The following is a 16,486-nucleotide window of genomic DNA, read 5'->3' as shown; positions in this document are numbered from 1 at the left end:
TCGCCCGCGCTGCGCCCCATGGTGAGCGGCCCCTCCGCTCCGCTCCGGCCCGCTCACGGCCGGTCTCCCGTCGTGGTCGGCGTCGCGCCGGCGCGCAGCGCCTCGGTCAGCTCGGGCGCGGCGACCGGGTCGGACATCGCGGTGAGGATCCGCCGGGGCGGGGTGAACGGCTCCCGGGCGTGCGCGGCGAGCATGTTCTCCACCAGCAGCACGTCGCCGCGCTGCCAGTCGAAGGAGCGGGTCTCGGCGGCGTACGCCGCCCGCAGCTCGGCCAGCACCTCGTCGGGGATGGGCGTGCCGTCCCCGTACGCGGTCTGGTAGGGCAGGTCCTCCTCGCCGAGGGCGGCCCGCAGGCCGGCGCTGACGTCGTCGGGTAGGGACGTGACGTGGAAGAACAGCGCGTGGTTGAACCAGGTCGGCTCCCCGGTGACCGGGTGGCGGCGCACCGCCGGGCGGACCTGCCGGGTGCGCAGCTGCCGGTCGCTGACCCATTCCACGTCGATCAGCGCCCGGGCGCAGTACGCCTCGACGTCCTCGCGTCGTTCGGTCTGGAACGCGGTCTGCCAGGAGAGGCTGATGCCGGGCAGGTAGTTGCGCCGGTAGAGCACCCCGCGCTGCTCGAACTCGGCGACGGTCTCCGGGCGGAGCCTGGCGAGCACCCGGCGGCTGTCGGCCAGCGGGGTGCGCCCGCCGGCGGCCGGCGCCACCTCGCAGTGGAACACGATGCGCGTCGGCCAGTTCACCGTGTACGACTGCTCGTTGTGCAGCACGATCGGCTGGTCGGCGGGGTGCTCGGTGGAGGTGTACACCCCCTCGGTGACCTTGCTGCGCGGTGAGGAGCGTTCGCCGTAGGAGAGCACGTCGTCGGAGAGGGCGGCCATCACGGTGCGGAAGTCGGCGGCGCCGGCCACGGCGAAGCCGCGGAACAGCACGGCTCCGGCGCGGCGGGCCAGCTCGTCGACCTCGTCGCGGTGGCCGGCCAGCCAGCCGGCCAGGTCGACGTCGGGCACGCCGGCCTGCACCAGCGCCGGTAGCGGGCCGCCGGGCCAGTCGGGGCGCACGTCCACCAGGTTCCGTTCGCGGCCGCGACGGGGGATGGTCCGCGCGACCCGGGTCTGCTCACTCATGTTTCGCTCCAGAGGTGTCGGCGAGGTCGGCAAGACTGCGCCGGGGGTCGGCGGCGGCGGTACGCAGCAGCGCGGTGAGGCGGCGGTGCCACGCGACCACGCCGTCGTGGTCGAACAGGTCGGTGCGGTAGGTCCAGAGCGCCTCCAGCCCGTCCCGCCGCTCGTCGAGCCAGAGGGTCAGGTCGAGCCGGGCGGTGTCCGGGGTCAGTTCCACGCCGGTGAACTCCCCGGCCGCGCCGCGGTGCCGGGCCGGCGGGGCGTTCTGCACGCCGAAGGCGACCTGCACCAGCGGGTTGCGGTGCGGCCGGCGGGTGGGCCGCAGCCGCTCCACCAGCAGATCGAAGGGGACGTCCTGGTGGGCCGCGGCGAACAGGGTGGCCCGGCGGGCCTCGTCGAGCAGGTCGGCGAAGCGGCGGCCGGGTGCGGGACGCAGCCACAGCGGCAGCGTGTTGACGTAGCAGCCGACGCTCTGCTCGGCGGCGACGCTGGTCCGGCCGGCGAAGGCGACGCCGATCAGCAGGTCGTGCCGGCCGGTGGCCGTGCCGAGCAGGGCGGCGAAGGCGGCCAGCCCGACCATGTGCAGGCTGACCCGCTCGGCCCTGGCCAGGTCCCGCACGGCCGCAGCGGTGCCGGCGTCCACCCAGGTGCGCAGCGCGGCGCCGGACGGTGCGTCCCGGCCCGGACGCGCGACGTGCGGCGGTGGCTGACCCGGCCGGGGCGGGGCGGGGGGCAGGTCGAGCAGGTCGGGGGCCCCACGCAGCTCGTCCAGCACGTCGGCCACCGCCTGCCGCCCCGCCGGCCCGGCAAGCCAGTTGCGCTGGGCCAGGGCGAGCGTCGCCGGGCCGGCCGCCGGGGGTTCGGGCGCCGCCGCGCCGTCCGCCTCGGTGTCGTACGCGCGGGCCAGGTCCCGCACGATCACGCCGAACGACCAGTCGTCGCAGACGATGTGGTGGACGACCAGCAGCAGCGCGACCGCGTGGCCGGTGTCGTCCGGCACCAGACGGGTGCGGAGCAGCGGGCCGGTGGCCAGGTCCATGGGTGCCCGGGTGGCATCGGCGGCGAGCCGGGTGAGCCTCGCGTCGAGCGGCGTGCCCGAATCGGAAGGTGCGACGACAGACGCCGGGTCGGCGGAGGGGCGGACCTGCTGCACCGGCCCGTCCGGGCCGGAGGGGAACACCGTGCGCAGGGCCGGATGCCGGTCCAGGACCCGGCGCAGCGCCCGGGCCAGCCGGTCCGGGTCCAGCGGCGTGGCGAACCGGATCGCGAAGGCCAGCAGGTAGGAGGTGTCGTCCGGGTCGAGCTGGTGCAGGAACCAGAGCCGGGTCTGCGCGGCGGACAGCGGGGCAGCGTCCGTCGGGGAGCCGGACGGCGCCGGGACGGCCGGCTCCCCGACCGGCGCCGGGCCGGCGGTCAGCCCGTCGAGGTGGGCGGCCAACGCGGCGACGGTCGGGTGGGCGAAGAGGTCGCCCGGCCGGACCGGCCGGCCGGTCGCGGCAGCCAGCCGGGTGGCGCAGCGGACCGCGAGCAGAGAGTCGCCGCCGAGGGCGAGGAAGTCGCTGTCGGCGCCGGTGACCGGCACGCTGAGCACCTCGCGCCAGACCGCCGCCACCGCGCCGGCCGTCCCGTGCATCGGCCCGGCGTCAGTCTCGTCGTCGGGCCCGGCGCCGGGCCCGGAGTCGTCGCCGAGGACGGGGCCGGGCAGGGCTGAGCGGTCCACCTTGCCGTTGGGCAGGGTGGGCAGCCGGTCCAGCCAGACCACGGTCGTGGGGACCAGCGGGGCGGGCAGCACTTCGGCGAGCCGGGCCCGTACGTCGTCGCACCGCTCGCCGACCAGGTAGCCGACCAGCAGCGGGTCCCCGCTCGGTCCTTCCCGCACGGCGGCGGTCGCTTCGCGGACCCCGGGCAGGGCGGCGAGGCGGGCGGAGACCTCACCCAGCTCGATCCGGTAGCCCCGCAGTTTCACCTGGTCGTCGAGCCGGCCCAGGTACGCCAGCTGTCCGTCCGGCCGCAGCCGGACCCGGTCGCCGGTGCGGTAGATCCGCTCGGCGGACCGGAACGGGTCGGGCAGGAACCGGGCCCGGGTCTCCTCCGGCCGGTTGAGATAGCCGCGGGCCAGGCCCGCCCCGGCCAGGTAGAGCTCGCCCGGCTCGCCCGGCGGGACCGGCTGCCCGTCGGGGTCGAGGACGTAGGCCCGGGTCTGCGGCAGCGGGCGGCCGATCGGCGGGTCCCCGCTGTCCGGTGGCACCTCCGCCCAGGTGGAGTAGGTGGTGTCCTCGGACGGGCCGTAGAGGTTGCACAGCCGCCGTACGTGCGGGCGGGACCACACCCGGGCGGCCAGCGCGGCGGTGAGCGGCTCGCCGGCCAGGCAGACCGTGCGCACGCTCTGCGGCAGAGCGCCCGCGGTGAGCAGCTCCCCCATCGCGGAGGGAACGGTGTTGACCAGGGTGACGGGCAGCCGGTCCGCGCCGGGGGCGGCGAGGGCCAGCACGTTGTCGGCGAGCAGCACCCTGCCGCCCCAGCAGAGCGGGGCGAAGATCTCGAAGACGGACAGGTCGAAGCAGACGGAGGTGGCGGCGAGCATGCCGCCCAGTTCGGCGTCGTCGAAGGTCTGCCGGGCCCAGTGCATGAGCACCGACGCCGAGCGGTGTTCGATGGCCACGCCCTTGGGCCGTCCGGTGGAGCCGGAGGTGTAGATGACGTAGGCCAGGTCCGTCGGCGTGGACGGCACCGCCGGGTCGGTGCCGTCCAGGGCCGGATCCAGGGCCGGATCCAGCCGGTCGACTGGGATCGCCGTGCCGGGGAACCGGTCGGCGAGGTCGGAGCGGGTCAGCACCAGCCGCGCGCCGGAGTCGGCGGTCATGAAGCCCACCCGGGCCGGTGGGTAGGCCGGGTCCAGCGGGACGTAGCAGGCGCCGGCCTTGAGTACGGCGAGCAGGGCGACCACCAGGTCGGGTGTGCGCGGCAGGCAGACGCCGACGCGTTCCTCCCGGGTCACCCCGCGCTGGAGCAGCACCCGGGCGAGCCGGTTCGCCGCCTCGTCGAGCTCGCGGTAGGACAGGGCGCGGTCGGCGTGCCGTACCGCCTCCGCGTCGGGGGTGCGGGTGGCCTGTGCGGCCACCATCCGGTGCAGGCAGTCCGCGGCAGGCATCGCACCGGTCGTGCGCCGGCGGGTGGGTCCGCTGGGTCGGGTGGGTGCGCTCATCGGCGTGGACCTCCGCTCCTGTGCAGCGCGAGCTGGCGGTCGGCCGCCTCCTGCAGGCGTTCCTTGTCGGCGAGGATGATCTTGCCGGGGTTGTTGTCGGGTAGTTCGTCCTCGACGTTGCGGATAGGCCGGTAGGCGATGCCGGCGGCGGCGAGGACGAGGGAGCAGAGTCCGGCCACGATCGCCGCGAGGGCCATGCCGCGGCCCGGTCCGGTGCCGATGACGGAGGCCAGCACACCGTTGGAGGACACCATCGGGGCGAAGACGTGCTCGGCGAGCGGGCCGCCGGTGAGGAAACCGGCCGGCACCATCAGCCAGGACAGCATCTGGCCCATGGCCAGGACCCGTCCCTGCAGGTCGAGCCCTACCTTGGCCTGCACGATGGCCAGCCAGTGTGTGTTCACCAGGGCCGTGGCCAGGCCCATGCCGAACAGGCCGAGGGTCGGGAACAGCGGGCTCGGCCGCAGGCCGACGATGAGCAGCGACGCGCCGAGGAGCACGACGCCGGCCAGGATGCCGGTGGTACGCCGGGCCGTGCCGCCCCATACACCCATGAGGACCGAGCCGACGACCATGCCGACCCCGCTCGCGGCGAGCACCCTGCCGAGCACCGCCGGATCGCCGAACGACAGGGTCAGCGGGGTGACCAGGACCTCGACCATGGAGAAGAAGTAGTTCAGCGACGCGGTCAGCACGACCAACGCCACCAGGCCGTGCCGGCGGGTGATGAACCGCCAGCCGCCCAGGATCTCCCGCAGGAACGGCTCCTCGCGCTTGACGAACAGGGTGTCCGGGAAGCGGACCGACAGGGCGACGGTGACCGCGAAGGCGAAGGTGAGCAGGTCGATGACGACGATCCCGCGCAGCCCGACGGCGATCACCAGAGCCCCACCGACCAGCGGCGCCAGCACGGTGCTCGTCGCCGTGGCGAGGGAGACGATGCCGTTGGCGCGCCCGTAGTACCGCTTCGGCACCAGTTGCGTGACGGCCGCCAGGTAGGCGGGTTGCTGGAAGGCGGTCGCCACCGCGGTGACGGTGATGGCGGTGAACACGTGCCAGAGCTGGAGCTGGCCCAACCACAGGAGAAGGGCGAGGCTCACGGTGCCGGCGGCTGCCAGGGAGTCCGCGAGGATCATGATCAGCCGTCGGTTCCACCGGTCCGCCAGTGTGCCCGCGATCGGGGAGAGGACCACGGCGGGCAGCAGCGCCAGGACGGTGGCCGTGGCGAACAGCGAGACCGACCGGGTCTGCTGGTACACCCACAGGCTCATGCCGAAGCCGGTCAGTCCGCTGCCGATGAGCGAGACGAGCTGACCGATCGCGATCAGGTAGAACACGGTCAGGCTGGGCATCGCGCGGCGCGCGGCGGGCCGGTGAACGGCCGGTGGGGCGGGGACGGCCGCGCTGTCCTCCGGCTGCTTGCGCGGCGGCACGGTCGCGGCGGCCCCGGTCTTCCGCGGTGCGATGCCGGCCGGCTCCTGCCGCGCTGCCGACGCCGCGGACACCGCGGACACCGGCGCCGTCGCGGTCGTCGCGCCGCAGCTCGCCAGGATGGTGCTCGCCAGCTCGTCGGGCTGGTGCTTGGCGAAGTAGTGGCCGGCGCCCTCGATGACCTCCAGCGACACCCGGTCGGAGAAGAACCCCCACTCCAGGTAACGCTCCTGGTACAGCTCCGTGGCGCGGTCACCGCTGCCGATGACGCAGACGAGCGGGGCCGTCAGTTTCCGGGGCAGCCCGTCGGTGTAGACCTCGGTGTAGTAGTCCTCGCCCATCGCGGAGTCGGCCAGGACCACGCGCATGACGAAGTCCTTCTCGTTCTCGTCGAAGACCTCAGTGAAGAAGCCCATCGCGCGCAGCTCTTCCAGGGTCCGCCGTTTCGACCTCCAGTGCTCCATCGGGAACCACCGCCGCAGCCAGGCGAACACCCGGCCGGGCAGTCTCGGGGAGGGGAAGTGGGCGCCGATGACCACGCCGGTGAGCTCGACGCCGGCCGCCTCGAGCCGGCGTCCCAGCTCCACCGCGACGGCGCCGCCCACGCAGTGCCCGTACACCGCCACCGGGCCGCTGATCCCCTCGACGACCTCGGCAACGCAGCGGTCCACCAGTTCGTCCATGCCCAGCAGGGGTTCGTCCGGGCGGTTCAGGTCATGACCGGGCCGCTCCAGGGAAAACAGCGACACGCCCGGTGGGAGGGCGTCCGCCAGCGGCTGGTAGGTGATCGCGCTGCCGCCGCCGAACGGAACGCACAGCAGCGTCAGCTGCGTCGGCGTCGCCGGTCGTGCAGGGGTCAGCTCGTGCAGCAGCCGTCCGACGGAACCCCCGGTCGCGTCCAGGTGCTCGGTCAACGACCGGATCGTCGGGTAGCGGAACAGGTCGAGGACGCTGATCGCCGGGTCGTTCCCGACCAGCGCCTTGATGGCTTTGAAGGAGTCGCCGCCGAGGTCGAAGAAGTCGTCGTCGATGCCGACGCTGTCGTAGCCGAGCACCGCCGCCCACCGCTCGGCCAGGGCCTTCCGCAGCGGGGTGTCCGCAAGGGTGGCACCGACACCGGCGCCGCCGCGGCGGGGTGCGGGCAGGGCCGCGCGGTCGACCTTGCGGTTGGCGCTGAGCGGCATGCGGTCGAGCACCACGAAGGCGGACGGCACCATGTAGTCCGGCAGGTAGGTGCGGGCGAACGCCCGCCACGGCGCCGGGTCGGCGTCGAAGTCGGCCGTGACGTCCGGCCCCGCCGCCTGGTCCGCATCCGCGTCCCCACCGGGTTCCGCTGCGGTGGTCAGCGTCAGGTAGGCCACGATCGTCTTCTCGCCCTCGTCCTCGCGGACCACGACGGCGGTGTCGCGCACCGACGGGTGGCGGCGCAGCACCGCCTCGATCTCGCCGAGTTCGATGCGGAACCCGCGGACCTTCACCTGGGAGTCGCCGCGGCCGACGAACTCGACACGACCGTCGGCCAGGTAGCGACCGAGGTCGCCGGTGCGGTACAGCCGGCCGCCGCCGAACGGGTCCAGCACGAACCGCTGCGCGGTGAGATCCGGGTCGCCGTGGTAGTCGCGCGCCAGTCCCGCACCGCCGAGGTACAGCTCCCCCAGCACGCCCACCGGCACGGGGGACAGCTGCTGGTCGAGCACGTAGACGCGCATGTTGCCGATCGGGCGGCCGATGGTGAGGTGCGTGAAGCCGGGCTCGATGCGTTCCATCGTGGACCAGACGGCGGCCTCGGTCGGGCCGTAGAGGTTCCACAACGCGCCGACCCGCTCGGCCAGCTGCCGGGCCAACGGCGCGGACACCGCCTCGCCGCCGCACACGGCCGTCAGGCCGGGCATCCCGGTCCAGCCGGACTCGATCAGCAGCCGCCAGGTCGCCGGGGTGCCCTGGGCCAGGGTGACCCCTTCCGCGGTGAGCAGTTCGGCCAGCCGCATCGCGTCGTAGGCGACGTCGCGACCCACCATCAGCATCCGGGCGCCGACCACGAGGGGCAGGAAGAGCTCCGGCACGGACATGTCGAAGGCGAAGCTGGCCATCGCGAGCATCGTGCCGTCGCTGGTCAGACCCGGCCGTTCGCGCATGGCGGCCAGGAGGTTGACGACGGCGCCGTGCGTCACCCGTACGCCCTTGGGGCGTCCCGTCGACCCGGACGTGTAGATCACGTACGCGAGGTCGTCCGGCCCGGCCAGCGGCTCGGGGTCGGTGTCCGGCTCCGATAGCGCCTCGCCGCTGTGCACCACCTCGCCGGAGTACCCGGAGAACCGGTCGGCGAGGCCCGCCTCGGTCACCAGGACCGCGGCGCCGCTGTGCTCCAGCACGTACCGCTGCCGCTCGATCGGGTAGTCGGGGTCCACCGGGACGTACGCGCCGCCCGCCTTGAGCACGCCGACCAGCGTGACCGGCAGCTCGTGCGAGCGGTTCAGGCAGACGGCGACGGTGACGTCCGGGCCGACGCCGGCCCGGCGGAGCCGGTGGGCGAGCCGGTTGGTCCGGGCGTTGAACTCGGCGTACGTGAGCGTGGTCGCCCCGAACGTCACGGCGGGCCGGTCGGGGTTCGTCGCGACCTGGCGTGCGATCAGCTCGACGAGGGTCGGCACGTGCGGGGCCGGCGCGCCGCCGGCCGCCGGTGTCTCGGCGTCCCGTTCGGACCAGCCGAGTGCGGTGGCGGTGTCGTTCCATTCGGCGACCCTGGCCAGCTCGGCGGGGGTGAGGACGGCCACGTCCGCCAGCCGGACGCCGGGATCGGCGACAGCGGCGGCGAGCAGCGTCTCCAGGTGTCCCATCATCCTCTCGGCGGTCGCCGCGTCGAACAGGTCGGTGTTGTACTCCAGCCGGAACCGGATCCCGTCGGCCACCTCGTACGCGTACAGGGCCAGGTCCTGCTGGGCGATGCCCGGCTCGACGGCGAACTGGACCATCCGCAGCCCGGTCGTCTCCAGGTCCCGTTCGGGAACGTTCAGCATGTTGAACATCACCTGGAACAGGGGGTTCCGGCTGAGATCACGTGGTGCGTCGACGAGGTCCACCAGCCGCTCGAACGGCACCTCCTGGTGGTCGTACGCCCCCAGCGCCGTGCGCCGTACCTGCCCGAGCAGCTCCTCGAAGGTCCAGTCGCCGTCGATGACGGTCCGCAACGGCAGCATGTTGACGAAGAAGCCGACCATCGGTTCGAGCTCGGCGCGGACCCGCCCGGCGACCGGGGTGCCGACGCAGATGTCGGCCTGGCCGGTGTAGCGCCAGAGCAGGGCCTTCAGGACGGCCAGCACCGTCATGGCCAGGGTGGCGCCCCTGGCCTGGCTGAAGCGGCGCAGTTCGTCGGCCGTCTGCGGAGGCAGGACGCGGGTGCTGACCGCGCCGTCGAAGGTCTGCACCGGCGGCCGTGGCCGGTCGGTGGGCACTTCCAGGACGCTCGCCACACCGTCGAGCTGCCGGCGCCAGTACCGCATGTCGTCGCTGTCGGTGTCCGCCATCCGGCTGCGCTGCCAGCGCGCGTAGTCGCCGTACTGGACGGCCGGTTCGGGCAGCGGCGAGGGGCGGCCGTCGAGGACGGCGCCGTAAAGCGTGGCCAGCTCGCCGGCGATGATGCCGAGGGACCACCCGTCAGAGACGTTGTGGTGCATGGTCAGCGACAGCACGTGCCGGTCGTCGGCGATCCGGAGCAGCACGGCCCGGAACAGCGGCCCGCGGGCCAGGTCGAACGGGCGTCGGACGATTGCGGCCAGGGCCTGGTGGACCCACTGCGGCACCGCGTCGGCGACCGCCTGCTCCACGATGCTGCGCGCACCCGGCGCCGGGGTGTCCGTCTCCGCGCCCACCGGCGCGGACATGGTCGGCAGGTCGACCACGCCCGGCGGCAGCACCTCCTGGACGGGGTCGCCGTCGGGGCCGAGCGGGAAGACGGTGCGCAGCGACTCGTGCCGCCGGACCAGTTCGGCCAGCGCGCCGCGCAGGGCGTCGACGTCAAGGGTGCCGTCCAGCAGCAGCGTGGTGCTGACGGTGTAGGCGTTCTGGTGGTACGCCTGGTCGAGGAACCACAGCCGGTGCTGCCCGGAGGACAGCGGTGCCGGTCCGGCGCCGGGGTCGGCGCGAGGGATGGCCGGCTGGGCCGGCGCGGCGGTGGGCCGCTCGGCGACGGCCATGGCATCCGCGGTGCGGGCGGGCGCGGCGCCGGTCGCGGGCAGCACCGCCGCGAGCTCGGCGACGGTCGGTTGCGCGAAGACCGTCTCGAGCGGCAGCGCCACACCGAGCCGGGCACGCAGCCGCACGACGAGCTGGGTGGCGAGCAGCGAATGCCCTCCCAGCTCGAAGAAGTTGTCGAGCGCCCCGATCGGCCGGATGCCGAGCAGCTCGGTCCAGATCTCCGCCACGCACTCCTGCTCGGGTGTGTCCGGGACGGCGTAGGACGTGCTGAGGGCCGGCCGGTTGCCGGCGTCGACGGCCTCGGGCTCGTCCGGGCGGGCCGGGGAAACCGCCGGCGAGGCGCCGTCCGACGGGGCGGGCGCCGGGTCCGCCGCGATCGTCCGCGGCGCCGCGTCCACCCAGTGCCGGTGCCGCTCGAACGGGTAGCCGGGCAGCGCCGGACGGCGGCGCGGGCCGCCGCGGAAGCGTGTCCAGTCGACCGGTACGCCGGACAGCCACATCCGGCCGACGGCGTCGAGCATCGTGACAAGGTCGTCGCCGTCGTGGCGTGGATGCCGCATCGCCGCCACCACCTGGCCGGGCCGCAGGCCGGCCAACCGCGCCAGGCCGCCGAGGGCGTGCCCGGGACCCAGCTCCGCGAAGACGACGTCCTGCTCGGCGAGCAGCGCCGCCGACTCGGCGAACCGCACCGGCTCGCGCATGTGCCGCACCCAGTACCCCGGATCGGTGACCTGGCCGGGGGTGACGAGGCCGCCGGTCAGGTTGGCCAGGTAGGGGCGCTCGGGTTCCCGGTAGGTGACGCGGCGGGCGTGATCGGCGAACTCGTCGAGCACCGGGTCGAGCAGGGCGGAGTGATAGCCGCGGGTGACCCGCAGCGGCCGGCAGTCGACCCCGTCGCCGGTCAGCCGCCGGCGGAGCTCCTCGGTCGCCTCCGGGTCGCCGGACAGCACGCACAGCTCCGGAGCGTTGACGGCGGCCAGCGACACCCGGTCGTCCAGCAGCCGGGCCACCGCCGTCTCGGGCAGGCTCACCGCGAACATCGCCCCGGCCGGGGTCCGCTCGACCAGTTCACCGCGGGCGCACACCAGGCGCAACGCGTCGGCCAGGGAGAAGACCCCGGCGAGGCACGCGGCGACGTACTCGCCGAGGCTGTGCCCCACCATCAGGTCCGGGGTCACGCCGCGGGCGAGCAGCGTCCGGGCGAGGGCGTACCCAGTGACGAACAGCGCGGGCTGGATCAGCCGCGGCTGCGCGAGCAGCCGCTCGGCCCGCTCGTGTCCGTCGGGCGCGGGGCAGAGGAGGGTACGCAGGTCGAGCCGCAGGTCGTCGTGGAGCAGCTCGGCGCATTCGTCCACCACGGCCCGGTAGATCGGCTCCGCGCGGTACAGGCCGGCGCCCATCGCCACGTGCTGGGCGCCGTGCCCGGGGAAGGCGAACACCAGCGGCCGCCGGCCGCCGGGGTGCATGCCGGTGAACTGCCGCTGCGGTGAGTCGAGGGCTGCCAGCGCGTCGGCGCGGTCCGCCGCGACGAGGAAACGCCGGTGGGTCATCGACTGGCGCCGGCCCAGGTCGGCCACCGCGTCGCCGAGGTCCACCCCGGGATGCGCGTCCAGCCAGTCGCGGACCTGGCTCGTCTGGCGCTGCAGCGACTCGGCCGTCCGGGCCGACACGACCAGCAGTTGCGGCCCCGCGACGGTCGTGGCCGGCGGCGCGGTTGTCGTGGCCGGCGGCTCCTCCAGCACGACGTGGGCGTTCGTGCCGCCCATGCCGAACGAGCTGACCCCCGCCCGGCGGGGGCCGTCGGAGGGCCACGGGTGGGCGGTGTCGTTGAGGTAGAACGGGCTGCCCTCGAAGTCGATCGCCGGGTTGGGCCGGCTGACGTTGATCGTCGGGGGCAGCGTACGGCTGTACAGCGCCATGATCGTCTTGATCAGGCCGGCGACACCGGCCGCGGCGTCGGTGTGCCCGATGTTGGCCTTGACGGAGCCGAGGGCGCAGAAGGCGCGGTCGTCGGTGCCGCGCCGGAACGCCTCCGTCAGGGCGGTCACCTCGATGGGGTCGCCGAGGCTCGTGCCCGTCCCGTGGGCCTCCACGTAGCTCACCGAACGGGGGTCCACGCCGGCCGCGGCCAGCGCGCTGCTGACCACCTCGACCTGGCCGTCGACGCCCGGCGCGGTGTACCCGGTGCGGCGGGCCCCGTCGTTGTTGATGGCGGAACCGCGGATCACGGCGTAGATCGTGTCGTCGGCCGCGACGGCGTCCTCGAGCCGCTTCAGCGCGACGATTCCGACGCCGCTGGAGGCGATGCTGCCGCGCGCGTCCGCGCTGAACGGGCGGCAGTGCCCATCGGGCGAGTACACCCCGCCGTCGTGGTAGAGGTAGCCGCGCCGCTGCGCGGGGAAGATGCTGACGCCGCCGGCCAGGACCAGGTCGGACTCGCCGGTCAGCAGGCTCTGCCGGCCGAGGTGCACGGCCACCAGCGAGGTCGAGCAGGCGGTGGCGACGGTGACGGCGGGGCCGGTGAGGTCGAGCTTGTAGGCGACCCGGCTGAGCAGGAAGTCCTTGTCGTTGTTGATGGACAACTGGTGCTCGCCGATGGCGCTCATCAGCTCCGGCCTGCTGCTGAGGTAGTCGAGGAGGTAGGTGCTGCGACCTGACCCGGCGAACAGTCCGATCCGGCCGGGATGGCCGGACGGGTCGTAGCCGGCGTGCTCCAGCGCATGCCAGGCGCATTCGAGCAGGAGCCGGTGCTGCGGGTCGAGGGTCTGCGCCTCGCGGGGCGTGATACCGAAGAAGGCCGCGTCGAACTGGTCTATCCCGGGCAGGTAGGTGCCGGCCCGGACGTACGCCGGGTCGTCGAGCCTGCTCGGGTCCGCCCCGTCGGCCAGCATCTCCTCGACGCTGAACTCCTGTACCGACTCCACGCCGGTGCGGATGTTGTCCCAGTACTCGTCGAGCGTCCGCGCGCCGGGGAAGCGGCAGGCCATGCCGACGACGGCGATCATGCCGCCGGGCCGGCCGGTGCCATCGCTCGCGCCGGCGGACGGCCGTGCGACGCGGGGCGGCGCGGGGCGCGGGGCGAACGGTGCGGTCGTCGTTGCGGTGGTGGCGGTGGTGAGGAACGCCGCCAGGGATTCGACGGTGGGGTTCCGGAACAGGTCCGTGACCGTGACGACGTCGCCGAGCTGAGCGCGCAGCCGCTCGAGGACGGTCAGCAGGCGCATCGAGTGGCCGCCGAGGTCGAAGAAGTTGTCCCGCACCCCGACCCGCGTCACGCCGAGCACGTCGCGCCACACGTCCACGACCAGCCGCTCGAGGCGTATCCGTGCGGAGTCCCACTGCGCCGGGCCCGGGTCGGCGGCCGCGGCCACCGGCTGTTCGGGTGCCGCGGGCTGGTCGGGTGCCGCGGGCTGATCGTGCCCGGGTGCGGGCAGCGCGGCGGTGTCCACCTTCCCGTTGCCGGTCAGCGGCAGCGCGTCGAGGAAGACGAACGCGGCGGGAACCATGTAGGACGGCAGGTCGGCGGCGAGGGCCGTGCGGAGGACCGCGGTGTCACGGTCGGTGTCCGCCCCGCCCGCCACGTACGCGACGAGCCGCGGGTCGTCGGGGTCTTCCCGGCGCAGCCGCACCGTCACGTCGCTGTCCGGCAGGCGCCGCCGGACGGCCGCCTCGATCTCGCCGCACTCGATGCGGTAGCCGCGCAGTTTGACCTGGTTGTCGGTGCGGCCCAGGTATTCGAGGTTTCCGTCGGGGCGCATGCGCACGAGGTCGCCGGTGCGGTACAGCCGCGCGCCGGGGACGGACGAGAACGGGTCCGGGACGAACCGCTCCTCCGTCAACGTCGGCTGGTTCAGGTAGCCGCGCGCCACGCCGGCTCCGCCGACGTACAGCTCGCCGACCACGCCCGCCGGGACCGGGTTCCCCCACGCGTCGAGCACATACAGCTCGGTGTTGGCGATCGGCCGGCCGATGGGGACGGAGCCGTCGGCCGGTGTGGCCGGGTCGACCTCGTACGCGGCGCAACCGACCACCGTCTCCGTCGGCCCGTACTCGTTGACCAGCGCGGTCGCGGGCGAGTGGGCCCGCCAGGGTGTCACCTGGTCGGCGCGCAGGTTCTCACCGCCGATGACGAAGCACCGGGTGCGGTCGGCCATCTCGGCGGGGCGGAGCTGGTGGTTGACGAGGTCGAGCTGGGCGGGGGTGATCTTGACCAGCCCGAACGGCGTCCGCCGGCCGCGCAGCGCCTCGCCCAGCGCCTCAGGGCCCAGGTGTTCGCCGATCATCAGGACGGTGGCCCCGCTGGTCAGCGGGACCAGCAGGCTCGTGACGGTCAGGTCGAACCCGATCGAGGAGTGCAGCGGGACGGTGTCCTCGGGCTGCAGCCGGTAGGCCTGGGCCGCCCAGCGCACGTAGTTGCACACGCCGCGGTGGGTGACCATGACGCCCTTGGGACGGCCCGTGGACCCGGAGGTGTAGATGACGTACGCGAGGTCCTCCGGCGACGGCGTCGGCCGTCGCCGCGGCCGTCGCTTCGGCCCGCCGCCCGCGCTGCCGGCGCCACGACCGGGGTCGGACTGCGTGACCGGCGTCTCCAGGGCCGGCACCAGCAACGCCGTGCCGTCGGGCACCAGGTGGGCCAGCTCGGCGCAGGTGAGGACGACCGGAGCGGCCGTGTCGTCGACCATGTACCGCAGCCGGGCGGGCGGGTTGGACGGATCCATGGGCACGTAGGCCGCGCCGGTCTTCAGCACGGCGAGGACCGCCACGGCGAACGGGACCGAGCGTGGCAGGAGCACACCCGCCAGGCCACCGATGCCGACGCCCCGCTGGCGCAGCGTCTCCGCCAGTGCCTCGGCCCACGTATCCAGCTCGTGGTATGTCAGCGCGGTGTCGCCGTCGGTCACCGCCACGCCGTCGGGGGTCCGGCGCGCCTGCTGCTCGATCAGCACGTGGACCAGGTCGTCCGGCTCGGCGGGGGTGGCGGTGCGGTTCCACTCCGCGACGAGCTGCCGGTACTCGCCGGGGGCGAGCATCGCGGCCGAGCCGACCGGCGCGCCGGGGTCGGCCACCAGCGATCGCAGCAGCGTCTGGAAGTGTCCGGCGAGGCGGACCATCGTGTCGTCGTCGAACAGGTCGGTGCGGTATTCCAGCACGGTTCGCACGCCGTCGGTGTTCTCCCGCACCGACACGGTGAGGTCGAACTTGGCGGTGTTGCCGGGTACCTCGAGCGGGGTGACCTCGAGGCCGTCGAGGCGCGGTGGCGCCGCCTCCCGGCCGTACACGAACATCACCTGGAACAGCGGGGTGAAGCCGGGATGGCGGGCCGGGCGCAGCGACTCGAGCAACGCCTCGAAGGGAAGCTCCTCGTTGCCCAGGGCCTCGAGAGCGGCGGTACGCACCCGATCGAGCAGCGTCTCGAACGACGGGTTGTCGTCCAGCCGGGCACGGATGGCGACGGTGTTCAGCAGCAGCCCGACGAGTTTCTGCACCTCGGGCCGCTGCCGGTTGGCCGTGGGCGTGCCCACCACGATGTCGCGCTGCCCCGTCCAGCGCGCCAGCAGCACCTGCACGGCGGCGAGCATGACCATGTACGGAGAGACGCCCATCCGATGGCAGAGCGCCATCAGCGCCTCGGTCGACACGTCCAGCGGGAACGACAGGGTGGACCCCGCGCTGGACGGCACGGTGGGCCGAGGCCCGCGGGTGGGCAGTTCGAGGACGGCGGGTGCGTCCGCGAGCTGGGCGCGCCAGTATTCGCGCTGGGCGGCCGCCTCCGCGCCGCTGAGCCAGTCGTGCTGCCACACCGCGTGGTCGCGGCAGTCGGCGTCGACCGGGCCGAGGTCCGCCGGCCGCCCCGTGCGGTGTGCGGTGTAGAGCCGTTCCCACTCGTCGTGCAGGATGCCGAGCGACCACTCGTCGACGGCGACGTGGTGCATCGTCAGCAGGAGCACGTGCTCCTCCGGCGCGCAGCGCAGCAGGACGGCGCGCAGCACCGGTCCGCGATCCAGGTCGATCGGGGTGCGCGCCTCGGCGTGGATCCGGGTCTGCGTTTCCTGATCGCGTTGCCACGCGGGCAGCCCGCTCAGGTCGTGCACCCGCAACAGCCCCGGGCACGGGTCGTGGACCACCTGGACCAGACGCCGGGCAGCACCGTCCGGCACGGCATCCGCACCTGACGGCCCAGCCGTGGCGTCCGCCGCCGGCTCTCGGGTGGTGCGCAGGGTGGTGCGCAGGGCGGCGTGCCGGGCCACCAGTCCGTCGAGCGCCGCCGACAACGCCGCCACGTCCAGCGGCCCGCGGAGCCGGTACGCCAGAGGCACCAGGTAGGTGGCGGTCTCGGCGTCGAGGCGGCTCAGATACCACATCTGGCGTTGCGCGTACGAGGCCGCGACCAGGCCAACGGCAGGGGCAGCGCCTTCGGAGCCGACCTGGAGCGGCGCGACGGGCGTCGCCCGCCGGGACCCCAGGACGCCGGTCATCGCGTCCGCCTCCTGGATGCGTGTCGTGGCCTTCTCCAACACCCGGTACAGCT

Annotated in this window: 3 protein-coding genes; all 3 read right to left on the bottom strand. The window is 74.1% G+C overall.

What is annotated here, in order from left to right:
* Positions 1–53: 53 nt before the first annotated feature.
* Genes ABZS58_RS36430 through ABZS58_RS36420 form a run of 3 tightly spaced genes read right to left on the bottom strand, consistent with a single transcriptional unit; the run spans position 54 to position 16,475 of the window.
* On the bottom strand, positions 54–1,127 hold the full coding sequence (locus tag ABZS58_RS36430; RefSeq protein WP_354787849.1) for a TauD/TfdA family dioxygenase: 1,074 nt from the start codon (positions 1,125–1,127) through the stop codon (positions 54–56).
* Entirely contained in the window at positions 1,120–4,329 is a 3,210-nt protein-coding gene (locus ABZS58_RS36425; RefSeq protein WP_354787848.1) for an amino acid adenylation domain-containing protein, read from the bottom strand. The genes ABZS58_RS36430 and ABZS58_RS36425 overlap by 8 nt, the downstream gene beginning before the upstream one ends.
* The gene (locus tag ABZS58_RS36420) at positions 4,326–16,475 is read right to left on the bottom strand and encodes an amino acid adenylation domain-containing protein (RefSeq protein WP_354787847.1); all 12,150 of its coding nucleotides are present in this window, start codon (positions 16,473–16,475) and stop codon (positions 4,326–4,328) included. The genes ABZS58_RS36425 and ABZS58_RS36420 overlap by 4 nt, the downstream gene beginning before the upstream one ends.
* Positions 16,476–16,486 lie beyond the last annotated feature (11 nt).

Origin of the sequence: Dactylosporangium sp. NPDC005555, assembly GCF_040605635.1 — a bacterium.
Lineage (GTDB): Bacteria > Actinomycetota > Actinomycetes > Mycobacteriales > Micromonosporaceae > Dactylosporangium.
This window is presented reverse-complemented; position numbering and strand designations above follow the sequence as displayed.

Excerpts from the sequence above, each read along its gene's own strand:
- ABZS58_RS36425 (WP_354787848.1), bottom strand. The coding sequence starts at position 4,329 with ATGAGCGCACCCACCCGACCCAGCGGACCCACCCGCCGGCGCACGACC.
- ABZS58_RS36430 (WP_354787849.1), bottom strand. The coding sequence starts at position 1,127 with ATGAGTGAGCAGACCCGGGTCGCGCGGACCATCCCCCGTCGCGGCCGC.